Origin of the sequence: Curtobacterium sp. PhB146 (assembly GCF_004342995.1) — a bacterium.
Lineage (GTDB): Bacteria > Actinomycetota > Actinomycetes > Actinomycetales > Microbacteriaceae > Curtobacterium.
In genome coordinates, this window is record NZ_SMBN01000003.1 from 137,515 (window position 1) to 157,877 (window position 20,363).

The 20,363-nt window shown below is 72.2% G+C and carries 21 protein-coding genes; 11 read left to right on the forward strand and 10 right to left on the reverse strand.

Annotation, left to right across the window (positions count from 1 at the left end; all coding sequences use genetic code 11):
* Positions 1-35: 35 nt before the first annotated feature.
* The gene (locus tag EDF33_RS12785) at positions 36-1,301 is read left to right on the forward strand and encodes a glycosyltransferase 87 family protein (RefSeq protein WP_132100236.1); all 1,266 of its coding nucleotides are present in this window, start codon (positions 36-38) and stop codon (positions 1,299-1,301) included.
* Positions 1,298-1,606, forward strand: coding sequence for a thiamine-binding protein (locus EDF33_RS12790; RefSeq protein WP_123294222.1), 309 nt, complete (start codon positions 1,298-1,300; stop codon positions 1,604-1,606). The genes EDF33_RS12785 and EDF33_RS12790 overlap by 4 nt, the downstream gene beginning before the upstream one ends.
* 114 nt (positions 1,607-1,720) lie before the next feature.
* On the opposite strand, the gene EDF33_RS12795 is transcribed toward EDF33_RS12790, so the two are convergent.
* Positions 1,721-1,915, reverse strand: coding sequence for a hypothetical protein (locus EDF33_RS12795; protein WP_132100237.1), 195 nt, complete (start codon positions 1,913-1,915; stop codon positions 1,721-1,723).
* Between the two features lie 124 nt (positions 1,916-2,039).
* Between EDF33_RS12795 and EDF33_RS12800 the strand changes: the two genes are divergently transcribed.
* Positions 2,040-2,225, forward strand: coding sequence for a hypothetical protein (locus EDF33_RS12800; RefSeq protein ID WP_131919968.1), 186 nt, complete (start codon positions 2,040-2,042; stop codon positions 2,223-2,225).
* A 306-nt stretch (positions 2,226-2,531) separates the two neighbouring features.
* Positions 2,532-3,797 (forward strand): MFS transporter, encoded by a 1,266-nt coding sequence (locus EDF33_RS12805; protein WP_123339800.1) that lies wholly within the window; start codon positions 2,532-2,534, stop codon positions 3,795-3,797.
* A gap of 330 nt (positions 3,798-4,127) precedes the next feature.
* Here the strand turns inward: EDF33_RS12805 and EDF33_RS12810 are convergent, their stop codons facing one another.
* The 6 genes from EDF33_RS12810 to EDF33_RS12840 form a co-directional block, all read right to left on the reverse strand.
* A complete protein-coding gene (locus EDF33_RS12810; protein WP_111086410.1) occupies positions 4,128-4,799 on the reverse strand; it encodes a response regulator transcription factor in 672 nt (223 codons plus the stop codon).
* Positions 4,800-4,886: 87 nt separating this feature from the next.
* On the reverse strand, positions 4,887-6,212 hold the full coding sequence (locus tag EDF33_RS12815) for a hypothetical protein (RefSeq protein WP_131973743.1): 1,326 nt from the start codon (positions 6,210-6,212) through the stop codon (positions 4,887-4,889).
* Entirely contained in the window at positions 6,209-7,366 is a 1,158-nt protein-coding gene (locus EDF33_RS12820; protein ID WP_123294227.1) for an ATP-binding protein, read from the reverse strand. Before EDF33_RS12820 ends, EDF33_RS12815 begins: the two co-directional genes overlap by 4 nt.
* Positions 7,367-7,606: 240 nt before the next feature.
* Positions 7,607-8,809, reverse strand: coding sequence for a homoserine O-acetyltransferase (locus EDF33_RS12825; protein ID WP_132100238.1), 1,203 nt, complete (start codon positions 8,807-8,809; stop codon positions 7,607-7,609).
* A 273-nt stretch (positions 8,810-9,082) separates the two neighbouring features.
* Positions 9,083-10,414 (reverse strand): bifunctional o-acetylhomoserine/o-acetylserine sulfhydrylase, encoded by a 1,332-nt coding sequence (locus EDF33_RS12830; protein WP_111086406.1) that lies wholly within the window; start codon positions 10,412-10,414, stop codon positions 9,083-9,085.
* Positions 10,415-10,693: 279 nt separating this feature from the next.
* Positions 10,694-11,782, reverse strand: coding sequence for an acyltransferase family protein (locus tag EDF33_RS12840; RefSeq protein ID WP_123294229.1), 1,089 nt, complete (start codon positions 11,780-11,782; stop codon positions 10,694-10,696).
* Positions 11,783-11,901: 119 nt separating this feature from the next.
* On the opposite strand from EDF33_RS12840, the gene EDF33_RS12845 reads away from it, so the two are divergent.
* The 5 genes from EDF33_RS12845 to EDF33_RS12865 all read left to right on the forward strand — a co-directional run bounded on the left by EDF33_RS12845 (position 11,902) and on the right by EDF33_RS12865 (position 15,295).
* A complete protein-coding gene (locus tag EDF33_RS12845; protein ID WP_132100239.1) occupies positions 11,902-12,675 on the forward strand; it encodes an SDR family oxidoreductase in 774 nt (257 codons plus the stop codon).
* A 69-nt stretch (positions 12,676-12,744) separates the two neighbouring features.
* Entirely contained in the window at positions 12,745-13,278 is a 534-nt protein-coding gene (locus EDF33_RS12850; RefSeq protein WP_173168683.1) for a phosphoribosyltransferase, read from the forward strand.
* On the forward strand, positions 13,275-13,994 hold the full coding sequence (locus tag EDF33_RS12855) for a Type 1 glutamine amidotransferase-like domain-containing protein (RefSeq protein ID WP_111086446.1): 720 nt from the start codon (positions 13,275-13,277) through the stop codon (positions 13,992-13,994). Before EDF33_RS12850 ends, EDF33_RS12855 begins: the two co-directional genes overlap by 4 nt.
* A gap of 5 nt (positions 13,995-13,999) precedes the next feature.
* A complete protein-coding gene (locus EDF33_RS12860; protein WP_123339794.1) occupies positions 14,000-14,683 on the forward strand; it encodes a uracil-DNA glycosylase in 684 nt (227 codons plus the stop codon).
* Between the two features lie 9 nt (positions 14,684-14,692).
* Positions 14,693-15,295: a GNAT family N-acetyltransferase gene (locus EDF33_RS12865; protein WP_123294233.1), complete on the forward strand. Its 603-nt coding sequence runs from the start codon at positions 14,693-14,695 to the stop codon at positions 15,293-15,295.
* Positions 15,296-15,645: 350 nt separating this feature from the next.
* Here the strand turns inward: EDF33_RS12865 and EDF33_RS12870 are convergent, their stop codons facing one another.
* A complete protein-coding gene (locus EDF33_RS12870) occupies positions 15,646-16,344 on the reverse strand; it encodes an FCD domain-containing protein (RefSeq protein WP_132100240.1) in 699 nt (232 codons plus the stop codon).
* Positions 16,345-16,550: 206 nt separating this feature from the next.
* On the opposite strand from EDF33_RS12870, the gene EDF33_RS12875 reads away from it, so the two are divergent.
* Both EDF33_RS12875 and EDF33_RS12880 read left to right on the forward strand, forming a co-directional pair.
* A complete protein-coding gene (locus EDF33_RS12875; RefSeq protein ID WP_207906695.1) occupies positions 16,551-18,101 on the forward strand; it encodes an SLC13 family permease in 1,551 nt (516 codons plus the stop codon).
* On the forward strand, positions 18,098-18,625 hold the full coding sequence (locus tag EDF33_RS12880) for a gluconokinase (protein ID WP_132100241.1): 528 nt from the start codon (positions 18,098-18,100) through the stop codon (positions 18,623-18,625). The genes EDF33_RS12875 and EDF33_RS12880 overlap by 4 nt, the downstream gene beginning before the upstream one ends.
* Here the strand turns inward: EDF33_RS12880 and EDF33_RS12885 are convergent.
* Together EDF33_RS12885 and EDF33_RS12890 are read right to left on the reverse strand one after the other, a co-directional pair.
* Positions 18,622-19,404 carry a 3-keto-5-aminohexanoate cleavage protein gene (locus EDF33_RS12885; RefSeq protein ID WP_132100242.1) on the reverse strand — a complete coding sequence of 261 codons (783 nt, stop codon included), beginning with the start codon at positions 19,402-19,404 and terminating at the stop codon, positions 18,622-18,624. The genes EDF33_RS12880 and EDF33_RS12885 overlap by 4 nt on opposite strands.
* A gap of 11 nt (positions 19,405-19,415) precedes the next feature.
* Entirely contained in the window at positions 19,416-20,330 is a 915-nt protein-coding gene (locus tag EDF33_RS12890; protein ID WP_132100243.1) for a L,D-transpeptidase, read from the reverse strand.
* Between the last annotated feature and the right edge of the window lie 33 nt (positions 20,331-20,363).

Consider the following 20,363-nt stretch of genomic DNA (forward strand, 5'->3'; position numbering starts at 1 on the left):
GGTTCCGGTGTGCTCGCTGCCGGTACGCTCGTCCGGTGCGCAGGACCGGGAACCCGTGGATCGAACGCGTCGGGTTCGTCCTGGCGTTCGCCGCCGTGCACGCGGCGCTGTGGTGGCTGACCGCGATCTCGGCGAACCTGCCCCTCGGCGACGTCACCATCACCTACAGCCGGTGGATCGAGACCGGGCGGAGCGCGGACTTCTGGGTCGGCATCGACGGCGAGTGGGTCTACCCGATCCTGGCGATCGTGCCGATGGCCGCCGCAGCACTCGGTGGGATCGCGTCGATCGGCTCCGGGTGGCTGCTGCTGATGGTGCTGCTCGACGCCGTCGCGTGTGCCTTCCTGTGGCGGTTCCGGGCGCGCGGCGCGTTCGGCTCGCGTGCGGACGGCTCGTCGTCGCGTGGCGTGCGGGTCGTGTGGTGGTGGCTCGCCTTCCTGCTCGCACTCGGGCCGATCGCGCTCGGTCGCATCGACACGGTGGCGACGGTGTTCGCGCTGGTCGGGGTGGCCTTCGTCGCCTCGCGGCCGGCGGTCGCCTCGGCGTTGTTCACCGCCGGTGCGTGGACGAAGGTCTGGCCGGCCGCCCTCGTCGCCGTGCTGCTGCTCCTGCGCAAGGGGCACCGCCGCGGGGTGCTGGCCGGTGCCCTCGTGCTCAGCGCGCTCATCGTGCTCGTCGACGTGCTCTGGGGCGGAGCGCCGTACCTGCTGTCGTTCATCGGGGAGCAGACCGGCCGAGCGCTGCAGATCGAGTCACCGCTCGCGACGCCGTTCATGTGGGCGGCAGCGTTCGGGGCTCCTGGTGCGGCCGTGTTCTACAACCAGCAGATCCTGACGTTCGAGGTCTCCGGCGCCGGCACGCACGCCGCGGCCGCGGTCTCGACGCCGCTGATGGCCATCGTCGTCGTCGCCGGTGTCGTCCTCGCGCTGTGGGCCGCACGCCGTGGCGCCCGTCGGGCCGAGCTCGCGCCCGTGCTCGCGCTGCTGTTCGTCGCTACGCTCATCGCCACCAACAAGGTCGGGTCGCCGCAGTACATCGGGTGGCTCGCCGTGCCGATCGTGTGGGGACTGGCCGCCGGGACGCCGAGTGTGCGCCGGTTCGTGCCGATCGCGATCGCCGCGCTCCCCACCGCCGTGTTGACGCAGCTGATCTACCCGGCGTACTACGACCAGGTGCTCACGCTGCAGCCGTGGATGCTCGTGGTGCTGACGCTGCGGAACGTGCTCGAGGTGGCGATCCTGGCGTGGACCGTGGTCGAGCTGGTGCGGATGGGCCGGGGCGCGGGCAGGATGGACGCATGATCGTCGCCTTCTCCGTTGCTCCGTCCGGTGGTCCCTCCGAACAGGCGGACGGCTCCGTGCACGACGCCGTCGCCGCAGCCGTGCGGGTGGTCCGCGAGAGCGGCCTGCCGAACCGCACGTCGTCGATGTTCACCGAGCTCGAGGGGGAGTGGGACGAGGTCATGGACGTCGTCAAGCGTGCCACCGAGGCCGTCGGCGTCTACGGCACGCGGGTGTCGCTCGTGCTCAAGGCCGACATCCGACCGGGGCACACCGGCGAGATCGACGGCAAGCTCGAGCGGCTCGAGGCTGCGCTCGGCGAGTAGCGCTCAGCGGCCGGCGCTGTCGCTCGGCGCTCGCGTTCGGCGCTGTCGCTCGGCGCTCGCGTTCGGCGCTGTCGCTCGGCGCTCGCGCTCGGCGCTCGCGCTCGGCGCTCGCGCTCAGCGCTTGTCGCGCCGCCGTGCCCGGGTCCGACGGCGGGGGTCCGGCCCGAGCACCACGAACACCGTCAGCAGCGCGATGCCGGCGAGCACCGCGATGAGCACGATGACCATGCCCATCGGGTCGGTGGCGTCCTCGCAGTTCGCGGGCGCACCGGCGCGGCACGAGGCGAGCACGGTGGCGGCGAGGGTCACGTGCTCATTGAACAACGAGGGCCCGCACGACACGCCGACGCCCTCCCGCGGATGTCGGTGGTCGGGTGTCTCATGGCCCCTGTCGAGCCACATCCGGTGGCCCCGAGACGACGAGGAGCGCGTGATGACCCACGACGGCTGGTGCCCCGACTGCGACCTGCGAACGGTCGTCATCGACACGGACGAACAGGGCGAGAACGCCTGGGCCACGTGCGCCGAGTGCGGCGCCGGCTGGACGCACCGCGACGAGCTGCCCGATCTCGCACCTGCGTCGACGCGTCCCGCCCACACGGAGCGTCAGGCGGCCTGACCCGGTTCTCCTCGGGTACGGCCGAGCCAGCCCGGTGCGACCCGTGCCGGCCGTGCACGGCGACTTCCGTTCGGCCTTTGGAGCGGTCTACACTGCTCGGACCGGATGGTCGTCGCCACCCGGACCGTCCCGTTCGCTGCTGAACCCGGACCGGCACCCCGCTCGGGCGTGGCCGCGCTGCCGATCGGCACGTGCGCCGCGACGATCGCGGGACGCCTCCGTCACCACCGTCGCCCAGGCGACACCGTCCAGCCGACACCCCGATCCGACGCCGCCCGTGCAGGACGTCGTCCGAGAACAGGCCCCATGTCACAGCTCACGCCTGCGCGTCGCACCGCCGCGCTCATCTCGCTCGCCCTCGGCGGCTTCGCCATCGGGTCGACCGAGTTCGTCGCGATGGGCCTGCTGCCGAACATCGCGCAGGCGCTGCTGCCGCAGCAGTACGGCCTCGACCCGGACGCCGGCATCGCGCACGCGGGCTGGCTCGTCAGCGCCTACGCCCTCGGGGTCGTCGTCGGTGCTCCCACCATCGCGGCGATGTCGGCGAAGTTCCCGCGCAAGGGCCTGATCCTCGTGCTGCTCGTCGGGTTCGTCCTCGCGACGATTGCGAGTGCGCTGCTGCCGTCGTTCGGACTGGTGCTCGTCGCCCGGTTCGTGGCGGGTCTGCCGCACGGCGCCTACTTCGGCATCGCCTCGATCGTCGCGGGCGACATGATGGGCCCGGGCAAGCGCGGCAAGGGCATCGCGATGGTGCTGCTCGGTCTGTCGGTCGCGAACGTCGTCGGCGTCCCCGCGATCACCTGGGTCGGCCAGCTCGCCGGCTGGCGGATCGCCTACGGCGTCGTCGCCGCACTGTTCGCGCTCACGTTCCTCGCCGTCGCGGCCTTCGTGCCGAAGAGCGCCCGTGACGAGCACGCGACGATCGGCCGGGAGCTCCGCGCCTTCCGCGTGCCGCAGGTCTGGATCGTGATGGGCCTCGGCGCCGTCGGGTTCGGTGGGTTCTTCGCCGTGTACTCGTACATCTCGCCGCTCGTGCAGAACGTCACGGGCATGCCGGAGTCGTTCGTGCCGATCGTCCTGGTGGTCGTGGGCATCGGCATGGTCGTCGGCGGTGTGCTCGGCGGACACCTCGCCGACCACAGCGTGAAGCGCACGATCTACTTCGGCATGTTCTCGCTCATCGGCGCGCTGCTGCTGACGGTGCTGACCGCGCAGTGGCTCTGGGGGATGCTGCTCGGCGCGTTCCTGCTCGGTGCGACCTCGTCGGCGATCCCGCCGGCGGTGCAGTCCCGCCTGATGGACGTCGCCGGCGACGCCCGGACGATCGCCGCGGCGCTCAACCACTCGGCGTTCAACATCGGCAACTCGCTCGGCGCAGCACTCGGCGGTGCGGTCATCGCTGCCGGCTTCGGGTTCGTCGCACCGGGCTGGCTCGGCATCGTCCTCGCGCTGCTCGGCGTCCTCGTCACGATGTTCAGCTACTCGGTCGAGCGTCGCACCACGCGGCGTGCCGCGCTGCGCTCCCCGTCGCCGAGCACCGGCCCGATCACCGCGCCCGTCCCCATCCACTGACCGCGCGCGGGCGCCGCCAGCGCGGTTCGCGAAAGCGACAGTCTGCCGCGAACTGTTCGCGGCAGAGTGTCGCTTTCGTGGAACGGACCGCCGGCATCGGCGGCACCGTGTCGCTGTGGCGGGACAGACCGCAGGCCGGTCCCGATCCACTGATCGCGCGCAGTGGGCGTGCCCACGCACCGGACGGGAGGTCCGTGGCGACGCCGCCACGGACCTCCCGTCCGACGTGGTGTGCGGCAGACCGCCCATGGTGAGCAGAAATGGTCGGGTCCCGTGACAGGACCCGACCATTTGTGCTCACGAAGCGGGCAAGCGCCCGCGCGCGCCGCGCTACAGGCCCAGCGGGCCGCCGTCTTGCACGATGATGCCGTCGGTGATCGCCCGCTTCCGGAGCGCCACCTTCGTGCCCACGTCGAAGCCCGCGACGCGGTACTTCTCGCGGATGCGCTTGAGGTAACTCTTCGCGGTCTCCTCGGAGATGCCGAGCTGGTACGCGACGCTCTTCACGGGCTCGCCACCGCCGTACAGGGCCATGACGCGACGCTCCTGGGCGCTGAGCTTCGGGACACCACCGACGTCGCCGCTGTTGATGGCCAGGTCGAGCTCGGCGGAGACGTACTGCTCGCCGCGCTGGGCGGAGCGGATCGCCTCGACGATCATGTCGGCGTCCTCGCTCTTCACCAGGTAACCGAGGGCACCGGCCGCCAGGGCCTCGCGCACGACGTTCGGCTCCGAGTAGGTGCTCATCACGACGGTCTTCACACCGGCGGTCTTGAGCGTCGAGATCTTCAGCGACACCGGGATGGAGTCCTTGAGGTCCAGGTCGAGCAGCACCACGTCCACCGGGAACGCCGGGCTCGTCAGGAGCTCGGGCCAGGTCGTGACCGCGGCCACCAGCGTGATGTCGTCAGCGGCGCTCCGGATCCACTCCGTGAGCGCGCCGAGGAGCATCCTGTGGTCGTCGACGAGTGCGAGTCGGATGGGTTCCTCTGGAGTCGCCATGCGGGCGTCCTTTCTCGGGGGCAGTTCGTGCCCGATCCTAGGAGGGAGGGGCACGTGGCACGGGCAGGCTGTCCGGGTGTCCGGCAGCTACATCGACGGATGTCGGTCCACGACGCAGTGGGCGACGATGTGGAGCGCGCCGTCGCGGACGGTCTCGGTGTACGGACCGATGCGTTGCAGGGCGCTCCAGGCGGTGGGGCCGAGTCGTCGGCGCTGGACGCCGCGGGACTCGATCACGACCGGCACGTCCATCCGCTCGTCGGTGACGGGGTGGCCGTCGGACCCGACCGGGCCGAGCGTGACCGAGACGACCGGCAGGCCGGGGGTGGCGGTGCGGCCGTCGCCGACCATCTGCCACAGGGCCTGCAACAGTCCGTCGCGTTGCGCGGGGGTGAGGTGTCCGGCCAGGGCGCCCGGGTCGGCGACGCTCACCGAACGCCCGAGGTGGTCGGACTCCGTGATCGCGTGGTACAGCCAGGTCTCGCGCCGTCCCTCGATGAGGTGCAGGCGGAGCTCGGTCGCGAGCGAGGCGGCGACGGAGCTCGAGGCGTCCGACAGCGGCAGGGGATCGGTGCCGTTCGCGACGGCGTCGAGCAGCTTCTCGGCGGCCAGGTCGAGTCGGGCGAGCTCGTCCGAGGCGAGCATGCCGACGGCGAACTGCGGCGCCTGCACGTTGCTCTGCACGAGCACCCGGTCGAGTTCCCGCTGCACGAGCTGCCGGAACCGCTGCACGACGTACAGGGCGATCGACGGCGGCACGACGACCAGGGCCAGCAAGGACACGATGCCCGGCAGCGTGTCGTTGGTGATCGGGGTCGAGGCGACGCTCATGCCGACGAACGCCAGGCCGAGGACCGCGATGGCGGCGGCGACCTCGCGGGCGGGCCGGAGCGTGGCGATCGGCAGGAGCGCGAAGCCCGCGGCGATCGACGCCGATGCCGTGTGGGCGATGTCGTGCTCGGGCCAGATGCCGATGAAGTCGAGGGTCACGACGCACGCGAGCACGACGCAGATCAGCACGAAGGCCAGCCCGGTCAGCCGCTCGCCGTAGGTCAGCACGCTCAGGCCGACACCGACCGCGGCGACGATGTAGAGCATCCAGGCGGCGGCGGGCAGCCACGGGTCGGAGAAGTCGGACCAGCGGACCAGGAAGTACACGATGCCGGAGACGGCCTCGATGGCGGTGAGCACCGCTGCGCCGAGGCCGAGGTACCCGGCTCCGAGCGAGGCGCCGGGCTTGGCCGCCTGGCGGAGCGACCGTGCACCGGTCGAGGTCGAGGGGAGCCCGCGGGCCTGCCGACGCTCGCTGGTGCGGTAGCGCTCGCGCGCCTCGCGACGGGTTCGGGGCGGCTGCTGGCCGGTCGACTCGCCGGGCAGGCCGCGGCTGATGGTGTCCTCGGGGACCCGGGTCATCGCGGTGCCTCCAGGACGACGGTGGTGCCGGAGCCCGGCGCGGAGAACAGCTTCGCGTCGCCGCCGACCTCGCGCAGGCGGCTCACGACGCTCTCCTTGAAGCCGAGTCGTTCGGCGCTGACGGTGGTCAGGTCGAACCCGACGCCGGAGTCCGTGACCATGGCCCGCACCATGTCGTTGTCGTGGACGATCGTGACGTGTGCCTCGCCCACGCCGGCGTGCCTGCGGACGTTCTCGAGGCACTCGCCGAGCGCGAGCAGGAAGGCGTCGAGCACGTGCGACGGCAGCAGCACCTGACCGGTGCCGTGCCAGCTGACCTCGAGGCCCATCCGCCCGAAGCGCTGCTTCACCGACTCGAGGGTCTGGCCGAGCGGCGACTCCTCTTCGCGGGTGAGCGAGTAGTCGCCGGACTGCGACGGCTGCGGGGTCGCGCCGAGTCGCAGATGGCGCAGGAGTCTGGCGTCCTCGGCGGCCTGCTCGCGCATGGCCTGCTCGGAGACCCCGACGCCGGAGTGCGCGAGGAGCGTGAGCGTCGCGAGGACCGTGTCGTGCAGCAGCCGCGCACCCTGCCGCCGCTGCGCCTCGGTCTCGCTGGCCTGGCGTTCAGCGCGGTGCGCGGTGCCGATGCTGTAGATCCGTCGGGCGACGCGGGGGATGCTGCGCGAGATCCACACGGCCACGACCGCGATGAGCACCCAGCCGAGCAGGGCGCCGCTGACGGGCGTCGACAGGAGCCCGCCGGTGGCCCACACCATCACGACGACGACGATCGCGCCGGTGCCGATCGTGAGTCCGAGGCCGAACGGCTGGCCGCGCTGCGCCATCAGCGGGGCGGACAGCGAGCCGCCCGCGAGCGGCATGACGGCGCTGGCGACGAGCGGGCGGACCGACTCGTCCACGCCGGAGAACAGCAGCGCGAGCGAGGCGAGGCCCGTGACGAGGATCGCGGCGGTCCACCACACGGTGCCACTGCGCCCGAAGAACACGAACGCGGCGACCATCGCGGCGATGCACAGCAGGGCGCCCACGAGTGGCAGGGCGGAGACCGCGGCGGCGGAGACCACGCCGACGACGCTGATGAGCGCGCAGACGATGCCCACGACACGGGTCGTCGCCCGCAGCAAGCGGTCGCGTTCCTGTGCGATGAATTCCATCGATGTCCTGGTTGGTGACGAGCTGGTGTGACGGGTCGTGCGGGGAAACCGAGCCTCGTTCAGTCCGGGCTCGCAGCCATCCAACCACGGGCGACACCCGTTGGGGGGTGTTCGGCGCGCCGTGCCGCGCGTGCCGCTGCCCCGGTGCGTGCCGCCGCGGGTGGCGTGCGTGCCGCCGCCGCCCCGGTGCGTGCCGCGGCCCCTGTGCGTGCCGCCGCCCCGCCGCGTGCCGTGTCGCGCTCAGCCGTCGAGCAACCGCCGCAGGTGCGCTCCGACCTGCTCGTGCTCGATGAGGAACCCGTCGTGCCCGAACTCGCTCTCGATCACCGCGGCCGTGTCCCCGTCGAGCGTGTCCGGCACCCCCGCGGCGATCCGGTGCTGGTCCTCGATCGGGAACAGCCGGTCGCTCGAGATCCCCACGACGAGCGTGCGGGCCGTCACGAGTTCGAGCGCGGCAGCGACACCGCCCCGCCCGGCCCCGACGTCGTGGGAGTCCATCGCGTGCGTGAGCGTGATGTACGACGACGCGTCGAAGCGCCGGGTGAACTTGTTGCCGTGGAAGTCGAGGTAGCTCTCGACCGAGAACCGCCCGTCGTCGCCGAGCGGGGACACGTCGCTCTGCCACGACCGGGCGAACCGGCCGTTCAGCTCGTCGGACGCCCGGTAGGTCATCAACGCCATCCGCCGCGCGAGCGCCAGCCCGCGGTGCGGGCCCTCGCCGGCGTCGGCCTCGTAGTAGTCGCCGCCCGCGAACGCCGGGTCCATCTGGATCGCCGAGCGCTGCAGGGAGTTCGCCGCGATCTGGTCCGCCGTCGTCTGCGCCGTCGATGCCAGCACCGCCAGCCGCTGGACGCGTGCGGGGTGCGACACCGCGAACTCGAGCGCGTGCATGCCTCCCATCGACCCGCCGACGACGGCCGCGAACACGTCGATGCCGAGCCGGTCGGCGAGCTGGCGCTGCACCTCGACCTGGTCGCGCACGGTGACGAACGGGAAGCGCGAGCCCCACTCGACCCCGGTGGGTGCCACCGACGACGGCCCGGTCGTGCCCTGGCAGCCGCCGAGCATGTTGGGCGCGATCACGAACCAGCGGTCGGTGTCGATCGCCAGGCCGGGTCCGACGACGTCGCCCCACCAGCCGGCGGTGCGGTGCCCCGGACCGGGTGCGCCCGAGACGTGCGAGTCACCGGTCAGTGCGTGGAAGAGCAGGACGGCGTTGTCGCGCGCCGCGTTGAGCGTGCCCCACGACTCGTACGCCACCCGCACGGCCGGCAGCCGCCCGCCACGCACCCACTGCTCGCCGAGGGACGCGAAGTGGCGCGCACCCGGATGGTCGCCGGGGCGCCAGGCGCCGGTGACCGGCGGCTTGCCGATGGTGCCGAGTTCGGCACCGGGCACCAGGGTGGACGGCACGGAGTCCTCGGGGGTCGTCTGCCAGTCCATGGTGCGTCCAGTCTGCCGGGAGGCGCGGGTCGCCGCCGCCGTGTTACGTCACGCCCGCCCCGTGGCCGGGTCGCGGGCCGCGCTCGCCGTTTGCGTGCGTGCGCATGTTCCGACATCGTGCGCGTTGTTCGACTCGTGGATCGTCGCACCATGCACACGCACCGGATGCGTGCGCAACGAGCGACGTCCCACGAGTCGATCGACTCGTGGGACGTCGCAACATGCACACGCATCGAGCGCGCGGTGCGTCGGTGCCCAGGGGCGGGAGGAACGCTAGGCGCGCTGCCCCTCCTGCGAGACCGCACGGGCCGCGGCGAGCCCGGCCTCGAGGTCGGCCTTCAGGTCCTCGATGTTCTCGATGCCGACGGACAGGCGCACCAGGCCCGGCGTGACCCCGGTGGTGAGCTGCTGCTCGGGCGTGAGCTGCGAGTGCGTGGTCGACGCCGGGTGGATCACGAGCGAGCGCACGTCGCCGATGTTCGCCAGGTGCGAGAACAGCTGCAGGTTGTCGACGAACGCCTTGCCCGCGGGCACCCCGCCCTTGAGTTCGAACGACAGCACGGCGCCGACGCCCTTCGGCGCGTACCGGTTCGCCGCGGCGTACCAGGGCGACGTCGGCAGGCCGGCGTAGGCGACGGTCGCGACGTCCGGGTGCTGGTCGAGCCACTCGGCGATCTCCTGCGCGTTCGACACGTGGCGCTCGATGCGGAGCGACAGCGTCTCGATGCCCTGCAGGAGTGCGAACGCGGTGTCCGCCGAGTTCGACGCCCCGAGGTCGCGGAGCAGCTGCACGCGGGCCTTCACGATGTAGGCGAGCTCGTTGCCGACGGCCTCGGCGAAGACCGCGCCGTGGTACGACGGGTCGGGCGTGTTGAACTCCGGGAACTTGTCCGGGTGCTGCGACCAGGCGAACTTCCCGCCGTCGACGATGATGCCGCCGATGACGGTGCCGTGGCCGCCGAGGAACTTCGTCGCCGAGTGCACGACGATGTCGGCCCCGTGCTCGAACGGACGGATCAGGTACGGCGTCGCGATCGTGTTGTCGACGATCAGCGGGACGCCGGACTCGTGCGCGACGTCGCTGACGCCGGTGATGTCGAGGACGTTGATCCGCGGGTTGCCGATGGTCTCGGCGAAGAAGAGCTTCGTGTTCGGGCGGACGGCGCGGCGCCACTCCTCGAGGTCGTCCTGGTCCTCGACGAACGTGGTCTCGATGCCGAGCTTCGCCAGCGTGTACTTGAACAGGTTGTACGTGCCGCCGTAGATCGACGACGACGACACGATGTGGTCGCCAGCACCCGCGATGTTCAGCACGGCGTAGGTCTCCGCCGCCTGGCCGGACGCCACGAGGAGTGCGCCGCTGCCGCCCTCGAGTGCCGCGATGCGCTGCTCCACGACGTCGTTCGTCGGGTTCATGATGCGGGAGTAGATGTTGCCGGGCTTGGCGAGGGCGAACAGGTCGCGGGCCTCGTCCGAGTTCGCGAAGACGTACGAGGTCGTCTTGTAGATCGGGGTGGCGCGGGCGCCCGTGGTCGGGTCCGGCTGTGCGCCGGCGTGGACCTGCGTGGTCTCGAACCGCCACTGCGCGGCGTCGTGCTCGGTCATCTTGGTGCTCCTGTCCGGTGCGGCTGGTCGTCGGGTCGCCTTGCGCTCGGCCTGGAGGCGCGGCGCGACTGTGCGTCGGGTGTCACGGTACGCAGGTGGTCGCGCTGGTACCAGCGCACCCGCCTCGGGACGTAACGCGCACGCCCGACGCACCACGGGCCTCCCGGCCAGGATGGTGCCCGGGGCTGACGGCGGCGACCACGGGGATCGGTCGCGGCCTGCCGCGACGTCGCGCGCTGCCGACTGAGCGCAGCGAAGACGACTGCTTGCGCGGAAATGTCAATTGTCGCGACGGAACAGCCAGCCGACGTTCGGTTCGAGCAGCCAGCGCATCCCGCGCCGCACGAAGGGCTGCGCCAGGAAGAGGCTGACCGCGCAGGCGATCGCGACCATCAGGAGCACGAACGGCCACGCGGAGTGCGGACCGGCGAGCACGCCGGACTCGCGGATCGGGTAGAGCACGAAGGTGTGCAGCAGGTACACGTACATCGTCGCCGCACCGAACTGCGTGAGCCAGATGTTCCGGCGGGGGATGAGCACCAGGAACGACGCGGTCAGCAGTGTCGCGAGCAGCATCAGGCCGAAGCGCACGGCACCCGCCCACCAGGCGTCCTCGCCGAGACCCGAGTACGAGTCGTCGTAGAAGAACCAGTGGTGCAGGTCGAACTCCTTGAACTGCGGGATCCACACCGCGCACGACACGGCCCACGCGGCGAACACCACGCCGGCGGCGACGCGCACCCGGACCACGGTACGGCGCGAGGCCTCGTACCAGCGGTCGAAGAGCCCCCACTGCTTGACCTGCCACCCGAGCAGGAAGAACGGCAGCAGGCTGATCGCGCGGGACAACGACAGCGTGGAGTCGACGTTGTCGAAGTAGCCGACGCCGATGCTGAACACGACGGCCCAGAACAACGGCCACCGCAGCTGCGCCAGGTACGGCAGGATCAGCTTGAAGATGCCGAGGGCCAGCAGGAACCACAGGGTCCAGGTCGGCTGCGTCGGGTTGAAGTCCTTGCCGCCCTCGACGATGCCCTGCACCACCGTCCAGATCGTCTGCATGATGATGTACGGCACGACGATGTCGGTGATCGTCCGGCGCATGCGCTTCGCCGTCGGGGTGTCGGCCGACGAGAAGTAGCCGCTGATCACGCCGAACGCGGGCATGTGGAACGCGTAGATGAACGTGTAGAGCGCCAGGGCGTGCTCGCTCGCCGTCGTCTGGCGCTGGATCGCGTGGCCGATCACCACGAGGGTCACCGCGACGAACCGCGCGGTGTCCCACATCGGGATACGGCGCGGTGCCCGGCCGGGTTCGAGCTGCGTCGCCGGGGCCGAGGGTGCGGGAGGGGCGGCATCCGTCGTCATCGTCGGTCACGTTACCGGATCGTGACCTGGGAGGGTCGGTACGGTGGGGATCGGGGCGAGCAGTCGTCCCGACACCGGGGCGAGCAGCCGTCCCGACACCGACGCAGGAGGCAGATCACATGGCAGCACGGCGCGCAGTCGTCACCGGAGCGAGCTCGGGCATCGGAGCGGCCACCGTCCGACTGTTCCGCTCGCGGGGCTGGGACGTGCTCGCCGTCGCCCGCCGGGCGTCGAAGCTCGAGGCGCTCGCCGCGGAGACCGGGGCCGAGGTCCTGGTGGCGGACATCACGAGCGCCGCCGACGTCGAGGCGCTCGCCGCCCGCGTCGCCGAGCTCGGCGGCGCCGACGTCCTCGTGAACAACGCCGGTGGCGCGTTCGGCTCGGCCAGCGTCGAGGAGTCCGACGTCGACGACTGGCGGGCCATGTTCGAGGTGAACGTGATCGGCACGAAGCGCGTCGTCGCCGCGCTGCTGCCGCACCTGCGGGACCGTGCACGCGACACCGGGGGAGCGGACATCGTCACGGTGACGAGCACGGCCGGGTTCGTGGCGTACGAGAACGGCGGCGGCTACAACGCCGCGAAGTTCGCCGAGCACGCCCTGGTCGGCGCGCTCCGGCTCGAGCTGAACGGCGAACCGATCCGCGTCGTCGAGATCGCCCCCGGCCTGGTGAAGACCGACGAGTTCGCGCTCACCCGCTTCCGCGGCGACGAGCAGAAGGCCGCTGCGGTCTACGACGACGTGCCGGACCCGCTCGTGGCCGACGACGTCGCCGAGGCGATCGTGCACGCGGTGGAGCTGCCGCCGCACGTGAACCTCGACCTCGTCACGATCCGGCCGGTCGCCCAGTCGGCGCAGCACAAGCTCGCGCGCGGGAGACTCACGCCGCGCTGACCGCCTGCGCAGCGCCCGGGCGGTGGCCACGGGTCGCGGGCGCGGGGTCCCTGCCGGTACCGTGGACGGATGCCGATCAGCAGCGAACCCGAGCCCACGGCCCCGGCTCAGTCGACCGTGACCGTGACGAGCGGGCCCGAGGTGCTCGGATGGCTGGAGTTCGGTGACGCCGCACGCCTGCTCGCGAAGGACGTGCTGTCCTCCGGCTTCGAGCCCGAGGTCGTCGTCGCCGTCGCCCGCGGCGGGCTGATCATCGCCGGTGCCGTGGCCTACGCGCTCGGCACCAAGGAGTGCGGCTCGATCAACGTCGAGTTCTACACCGACGTCGAGCAGCGCCTGGACGAGCCCGTCGTGCTCGCACCCGCGCTCGACGCCCCGAGCCTGGCGGGCAAGCGCGTGCTCGTCGTCGACGACGTGTCGGACTCCGGTCGGACCCTGCGCCTGGTGGTCGACATCATCCGGAACGCCGGTGCCGACGTCCGCAGCGCCTGCCTGTACTCGAAGCCAGGCACCGTCCTCGAGCCCGACCACGTGTGGCGCCGGGTCGACGGCTGGATCACGTTCCCGTGGAGCGCCCTCGCACCGGTGACGGCCGAGTCGTGAGCATCCACCTCGTCGGCGGCGGACTCTTCGCCGCCTCGGACGCCGCAGCGCCCTTCCTCGCCGAGGCCACCGCACGCTCGGCCGCCGTCGGCCGGACGGTCCCGCGCATCGCCCTGCTCTCCGTCGCCGGCCCGGACGGCGGCAGTCCGTCGTCGACCGCCGACATCGCCGAGGTGCTCGGTGGTGCCCGCGCGGCCGAGGTCGTCGTCACCGAGGTCGCGGCCGGCCAGGTGTTCGACACGACCGTCCTGAGCGACGTCGACGCGCTCGTCGTCGGTGGCGGTGTCACCCCGGACTACTTGGGCGCGATCGCCCCGCTCGTCGACCAGCTCCGGTTGCTCGTCGCCGACGGCCTGCCCTACCTGGGCTACTCGGCCGGTGCGATGATCGCCGCCGACCGCGCGCTCGTGGGCGGCTGGCGCATCGGCGGCGTCGAGATCTGCCCCGAGGCAGCCTCTGAAGGCCTCGACGAGGTCGAACTCCGCGAAGGGCTCGGCCTGGTCGACCTGACCATCGACGTCCACGCGGTGCAGGCCGGCACCCTCGCCCGCCTGATCGCGAGCGCCGAGGCGGAGTTCGTCACCGCCGGCCTGGCGATCGACGAGGACACCGCCCTCGTCGTCGGCGAGGGCGCGCTCGAGGTCCGGGGCACCGGCAGCGTCTGGCGGGTCATGGCCGGCGAGGAGTCGGTGGCCGTCGCCACGATGGGCGCGTAGCCGTCGTGGAACCACGACCGCTCGCCGACCTGGTCGACCCGGGCTGGGCGTCGGCGCTCGCTCCGGTGGAAGCCGACGTGCACCGCATGGGTGCCTGGCTGCGAGACGAGACAGCGGCTGGCCGTACCTACTTGCCGGCCGGCGCCGACGTGCTCCGGGCCTTCACCACGCCGTTCGACGCCGTGAAGGTGCTCGTGGTGGGGCAGGACCCCTACCCGACGCCGGGCAACCCGATCGGGCTGTCGTTCGCCGTCGACCCGGCAGTTCGTCCGGTGCCGCGCAGCCTGGCGAACATCTACAAGGAGCTCAGCGCCGACGTCGGCGTGACCCCACCGGCGCACGGTGACCTGCGCGCGTGGTCGGACCAGGGAGTGCTGCTGCTCAACCGCGTGCTCACGGTCCGTGCGGGCGACGCCGGCAGTCACCGCGGCAAGGGCTGGGAAGCCGTCACCGACCAAGCGGTCCGCGCACTCGTCGCCCGGGGGACCCCGCTCGTCGCCGTGCTGTGGGGCGCGCAGGCCGCGTCCGTCCGGCCGCTGCTCGGCGACACCCCGGTGGTGGCGTCGGCGCACCCGAGCCCGTTGAGTGCGTCGCGGGGCTTCTTCGGCAGCCGGCCGTTCTCGCAGGTCAACGCGCTGCTGCAGGAACAGGGCGCGGCACCGGTCGACTGGTCGCTGCCCGCTCAGTAGGCTCGGCACGTGCTCGAGGAGGAATACCAGCGACGGCGGGTCCTGCCGCGACACCTGCGTGCCCGGCCGGCGAGCGAGACCGCGTTCGAGTACCGGATCCGTGCCGCCGAGGCGAGCGACCTGCCCGACGTCCGTGAGATCCACACGCACTACGTCCGCAACTCGTCGGTGACGTTCGACCCGTCGGCGTTCACCTTCGCCCGGTGGAAGCAGCGCTACGACGACATCCGGAAGCGCAAGCTGCCCTTCCTGGTGGCCGAGAACCCCGCCGGGCAGATCCTCGGCTACGCGCTCGTGGACGCCTGGAACCCGCGCGACCGGTCGAACCGGGTGGTCGAGGACTCGATCTACCTCGGAGCGGCCTCCGGGGGCAAGGGGCTCGGCCGTGCGCTCATGGAGGCCCTGCTCGACGAGTGCCGGTCCGCCGGGGTCCGCGAGGTCGTCGCGGTCATCGCCGACCGGCAGGCCGAGGCCTCCATCCGACTGCACGAGCGGCTCGGCTTCGAGGAGGTCGGCCGGATGGGCAAGGTCGGCTACAAGTACGACCGGTGGCTCGGCACGGTGACGATGCGCCTGCGGCTGCGCGGTCCCCGCCTCTTCGCGCGCAAGTAGTCGGTCCGTCGTCCGTCGTCCGTCGTCGTTCGGTGCGGTGGGCCGCGCCGAGGTTCCGAGATCTGCGCATCTCGGCGTGCGATCGCGCGCGTTGTGGAACCTCGACGACCAGCGCACGGCGCGTTGTGGAACCCGGGCGGCTGTCGGACGGGAGGCCCGTGGGCGCGTCGCCACGGGCCTCCCGTCCGTCGTTCGGTCGCGTCTCGGGCCGCGCCGAGGTTCCGAGATCTGCGCATCTCGACGTGCGATTGCGCGCGTTGTGGAACCTCGACGACCAGCGCACGGCGCGTTGTGGAACCTCGGCGGTCAGCGCACGGCGTGCCGGCCCTCGCCCGCCCCCGCACACCCCGTCAACCGCGCGGGGCCTCCGCGATGAACTCGTCGCGCGTGACGCCGACGAGCGCCGTCGTCGCGGCCGCCGCAGCGGCCCCGTCACCCGCGACCAGCGCGTGCCCGACGGCCTCGTGGCGGAGGGCGGCCTCGCGCGTCCAGCGCGTGATGGTGTCGCGCGACTCCGACGTGCGGGTGCGCAGCAGCGCCTCGACGGTGCCGGCGAAGTGCGCGAAGACGGCGTTGCCGGAGCCGGTGAGCAGGGCGCGGTGGAAGCGGACGTCGGCCTCGAGGTACGCGCGGCTGTCCTCGCGCGCGCAGGCGGCGAGCATGTCCTGCGCGGCGTCGAGGACTGCGGACGCCCCGGAGCCGCCGGCGGTGAGCGACGCCGCAACGGGTTCGACGCCGAGCCGCAGTTCGAGGAGTTCCCGCTGCTGCACGAAGTAGGCGGGCGAGGCGCCACGCCACCGGATGACCGTCGGGGCGAGCAGTTCCCACGACCCGATGCCGAGCACCTGGGTGCCGACGCGCTGCCGGGGCTCGACGAGTCCGAGCGACTGCAGGACGCGGAGCGCCTCGCGCACGACCGACCGGGACACGCCGAACTCGTCCGCCACGAGCTCGGGGCGGACCACCGTGCCGGGGTCGAGCGCACCGTCGACGATGCGCTGCCCGAGGGTGTCGAGCACGTGGGCGTGGAGTCCGCGGGCTGGGGGCATCGTTCCTCCGTGCAGTACGGGTCGCGCGATCGGCGTGACGTCGGTCCCATCGAAACGGCAGACTGCGTCCGAGGGCGGATGGCGCGCGGCGGATCGTCGTATAGTCTGATTAATCAGATTATTGGGGGTCGGCGCGCGCAGCGCCAGCCGCCCCTCGACACGAAGGCGACGGAGCCGCGCGGCAGCGGCTCCAGGAAGGGGCACCGATGCCTCACGCTCCAGTCCACCTGCTCGCCCACCCCGTGGGCACCGTCCTCGCGGCCGAAGGCGGCGGCACCGAGACCGTCGACCCGTCCGGGCCGATCCCGCAGCTGATCATCGCGGCCCTCGTCGGCATCGTCGTGATCATCGCGCTCATCACCTGGCTCAAGGTGCACCCGTTCATCGCGCTCGTGATCGGTGCCCTGGGCGTCGGCATCGGTGCGGGGCTCGCGCCGGACAAGGCCGTCGTGAGCTTCGGCAACGGCTTCGGTGCGACGATGACGAGCGTCGGCATCCTGGTCGGGCTCGGGTCGATGTTCGGCAAGATGCTCGTCGACTCCGGCGCCGCCGACCGCGTGGTCGACACCCTGGTGCGCAGGTCGTCGAAGGCCGCGCTGCCGTGGACGATGGCCCTGATCGGTGCGCTGATCGGCCTGCCGATGTTCTTCGAGGTCGGCCTCGTGCTCCTCATCCCGATCATCGTGCTCGTCGCGAAGCGGAGCTCCGTGCCGATCATGAAGATCGCCGTGCCCGCCCTGGTCGGCCTGTCGACGATGCACGCGTTCGTCCCGCCGCACCCCGGACCGCTCGTCGCGATCTCGACCGTCGGCGCGAACCTCGGCACCACGCTCGCCTTCGGCATCGTGCTGGCGATCCCGGTCATCATCCTGGCCGGGCCGGTGTTCGCCCAGTTCGCGGCCCGCTGGGTCGACATCCCCGCGCCCGACATGTTCGGGTCGCGTGGGTCGGACTCCGGGTCGGCGTCCGGTCCTCAGGACCCCGCCTCGGGCGGACGGGAGGCCCGGCGCGGCCCCGCCACGCAGGACACCGCGTCCCTTCCCAACGGCAAGAGCGACTTCACGCGCGTCATCAGCGAGCCCCGCAGCCCGTCGTTCACCGTCGCGCTCATCGGCATCCTGCTGCCCGTCGTCCTCATGCTCGCCCAGGCCGTCCGCGAGGCCACGATGCCCGACGCCGCTGGCTCGTGGGTGAGCCTGCTCGACTTCCTCGGGTCGCCGATGATCGCGATCGGCATCGCGGCGATCTACGCGATGGTCTTCTTCGCGATCGGCGGCGGCATGGACCGGTCCGCCGTGGCGAAGTCGCTCGAGAGCGCGCTGCCCCCGGTCGCCGGGGTGCTGCTCATCGTCGGTGCCGGCGGTGGGTTCAAGCAGGTGCTCATCGACACGGGCATCGGCGGCGTGATCGCCGACGCCGTGAAGGACTCCGGCGTCTCGGTGCTCCTCGTCGCCTGGGTCGTGTCGGCCCTGGTGCGTGTCGCCACCGGGTCGGCCACGGTCGCCACCGTCACCGCGGCGGGCATCATGGCCCCGATCGCCGCCGACCTGTCCACGCCGATGACCTCGCTGCTCGTGCTGGCGATCGGTGCGGGCTCGGTGTTCCTGTCGCACGTCAACGACGCCGGGTTCTGGCTCGTCAAGGGCTACCTCAACACCACCGTGGGACAGACCTTCAAGACGTGGACGGTGCTCGAGTGCCTCATCTCGGTGCTCGGTCTGCTCGGGGTGCTGCTGGCCGGGGTGTTCTTCCGATGAGCGGCGACTCCGCTCTGGATGCGCGTGTCCTGGTCGTCATGGGGGTCTCCGGTTCCGGCAAGTCGACCGTCGCCGCGATGGTCGCCGAGCAGCTCGGGTGGGACTTCGCCGAGGGCGACGCCATGCACCCGCAGGCCAACGTCGACAAGATGCACGCCGGCACACCGCTCACCGACGAGGACCGCTGGCCGTGGCTCGACGTCGTCGCCGGCTGGATCCGCGGGCACCTCGACGCCGGCACCCACGGTGTCGTGACCTGCTCGGCGCTGAAGCGGTCGTACCGCGACGTGCTGCGGGCGCCCGGCGTGGTGTTCGTGCACGTGGCCGGTGACGGCGCGTTGATCGAACAGCGCATGTCGCAGCGGTCTGGCCACTTCATGCCGACGTCGCTGCTGCAGTCCCAGCTCGCGACGCTCGAGCCGCCGCAGGACGACGAGGTGCACGTGACGATCGCGGCCGACCGGACTCCGGAGGAGGAGAGCGCCGAGGTCGTCGAGCGGCTCGGGCTCGGCGGCGGCCGCTAGCTGCGGTCGGAGCCGGAATCGGCGTCCGTGCTGGCGCGGGTTCGGGGGCCGGGGCCGGCGCGGCTCGCCTCGGACACCAGGTGCGCTGCAGCGGCGGCGAGCTGCGCGTTCGACGTCACCGCCGTGCCGTCCTCGAGCACGCCCGTGTCCTCGAGCCCGGTGCGGATCGCGTGGCCACGCGCGAGGGCTCGGCGGCTCACCTGCCACGAGGCTGCGCCGATGCCGTGGTGCAACTGGGGGAGCCGGACCCCCACGGCGGCGACGATCGACTCCATCGCCGCGTCGAGCGCGAGCGCGTCGTCGACGTCGTCCACGAGCGGCTCGACGACGAGGCGGACGAACCGATCGTGGCCGCCCTTCCGGACGAACCGCTCGGCGTCGTCGGTGCTCAGCACGCACGCCTCGACCCCGACGCCGCGTCGCGCGAGGAGATCGGTCACGTCGTCGATCCCGTCCTCGCCCTGGTTCGCGGCGATCAGGTCGGGCAGCTCCGTCCACGAGGACACGAGGTCGAGACGCTCGCGGGGGTCGGGCACGATCGCGGCGAAGGTCGTGACGTTGAGCGGGATCCCCGGGCACGCCGCCCGCACGGCGCGGAGCATCCGGCCGACCGGTCCGGCGGCGAGCGACTCGGCGCCGTCGTCGTCGAAGGCGTGCAGGTGGAGGAGCGTCGCGCCAGCCGCCACGCACGCTGCCGCGTCACGAGCGATCTCGTCCGGTGTGCGCGGCATCGCCGGGTGGGTGGTGTCGCCGTTCAGGGCGAGTTGCAGGTCGGGCACGTGGTCGCTCCTCAGCTGAACCGGATCGGGGTGCCGACGGGCAGGGCGGCGAGGGTGCGGGTCATCTCCGCCGAGATCCGCACGCAGCCGTGCGAACTGCCGGTCGGGTCGGGGTAGTAGTGCAGCGCCGTCAGTGCCGCGTTGCCGCCGTACGACGGGATCCGCGACGAGTGCGCGCCGGTCAGGATGATCGGGTTGCCCTGCGTGTAGGTCACGCGGGTGTCCACGTACGCCGCTTCGACGTAGGTGGCGGTGTCCGACGGCGTGGGGTCCTCGGCGGTGCCGAGCCGGGCCGCCTCGGTCGCGGTGACCTGGCCGCTCCGGGTGACGACGGAGACCGTGCTCCGGGCGACGTCGACGCGGATCATCCGGTCGGTGTCGGCGACCGTGAAGTCGGCGGCCCGTGCCCAGGCGAACGTGGCGCTCGGCGCCTCCGGGTCGCCGCCGACGCCCGGGGTGCGGTTCCGGGCCGGGGTCGAGACGAGGAGCATGCCGCCGTCGACGCCGGGCGACCGGCCCCAGACAGCGGTGGCGGCGGGCAGGTCGATCGTCGACACCAGGTGCGACAGCGTGGCCACCGGGCGGGCGCGGCTGGACGGGCTGGCGTACAGGGCCACGAGGTCGTGCCGCGGGGTGGCGATCTGCCAGGTGTCCGCGGGGCGGACGTCCCCGCCGTCGAGCAGTTCGGGGACGACGCCGTCGTGGAACGCCGACGGCAGGGCGGCGAGGGTGGCGGCCGACGGCGCTCGGGGGACGGCCGCGAGCGTCGGGGTGGGGGTCGGCGTCGGCGTCGCGGTCGGGGTGGCCCGTGCGACGTGGGTCGGGTCGGTGTCCGGACGGTCGGCTGTCACCCCGACGACGACGGCGGCCGCGACGGCGAGCGCCGCTGCACCCCCGACCACGGCGATCCAGCCCCTGCGTCGCATCGGCATCCCCCTGTGCTCCTGGTCCAGCGTGCG

Coding starts and splice junctions, on each gene's coding strand:
- EDF33_RS12790 (WP_123294222.1), top strand. CDS start 1,298: ATGATCGTCGCCTTCTCCGTTGCTCCGTCCGGTGGTCCCTCCGAACAG.
- EDF33_RS12800 (WP_131919968.1), top strand. CDS start 2,040: ATGACCCACGACGGCTGGTGCCCCGACTGCGACCTGCGAACGGTCGTC.
- EDF33_RS12805 (WP_123339800.1), top strand. CDS start 2,532: ATGTCACAGCTCACGCCTGCGCGTCGCACCGCCGCGCTCATCTCGCTC.
- EDF33_RS12810 (WP_111086410.1), bottom strand. CDS start 4,799: ATGGCGACTCCAGAGGAACCCATCCGACTCGCACTCGTCGACGACCAC.
- EDF33_RS12815 (WP_131973743.1), bottom strand. CDS start 6,212: ATGACCCGGGTCCCCGAGGACACCATCAGCCGCGGCCTGCCCGGCGAG.
- EDF33_RS12820 (WP_123294227.1), bottom strand. CDS start 7,366: ATGGAATTCATCGCACAGGAACGCGACCGCTTGCTGCGGGCGACGACC.
- EDF33_RS12825 (WP_132100238.1), bottom strand. CDS start 8,809: ATGGACTGGCAGACGACCCCCGAGGACTCCGTGCCGTCCACCCTGGTG.
- EDF33_RS12830 (WP_111086406.1), bottom strand. CDS start 10,414: ATGACCGAGCACGACGCCGCGCAGTGGCGGTTCGAGACCACGCAGGTC.
- EDF33_RS12840 (WP_123294229.1), bottom strand. CDS start 11,782: ATGACGACGGATGCCGCCCCTCCCGCACCCTCGGCCCCGGCGACGCAG.
- EDF33_RS12845 (WP_132100239.1), top strand. CDS start 11,902: ATGGCAGCACGGCGCGCAGTCGTCACCGGAGCGAGCTCGGGCATCGGA.
- EDF33_RS12850 (WP_173168683.1), top strand. CDS start 12,745: ATGCCGATCAGCAGCGAACCCGAGCCCACGGCCCCGGCTCAGTCGACC.
- EDF33_RS12870 (WP_132100240.1), bottom strand. CDS start 16,344: ATGCCCCCAGCCCGCGGACTCCACGCCCACGTGCTCGACACCCTCGGG.
- EDF33_RS12875 (WP_207906695.1), top strand. CDS start 16,551: ATGCCTCACGCTCCAGTCCACCTGCTCGCCCACCCCGTGGGCACCGTC.
- EDF33_RS12880 (WP_132100241.1), top strand. CDS start 18,098: ATGAGCGGCGACTCCGCTCTGGATGCGCGTGTCCTGGTCGTCATGGGG.
- EDF33_RS12890 (WP_132100243.1), bottom strand. CDS start 20,330: ATGCGACGCAGGGGCTGGATCGCCGTGGTCGGGGGTGCAGCGGCGCTC.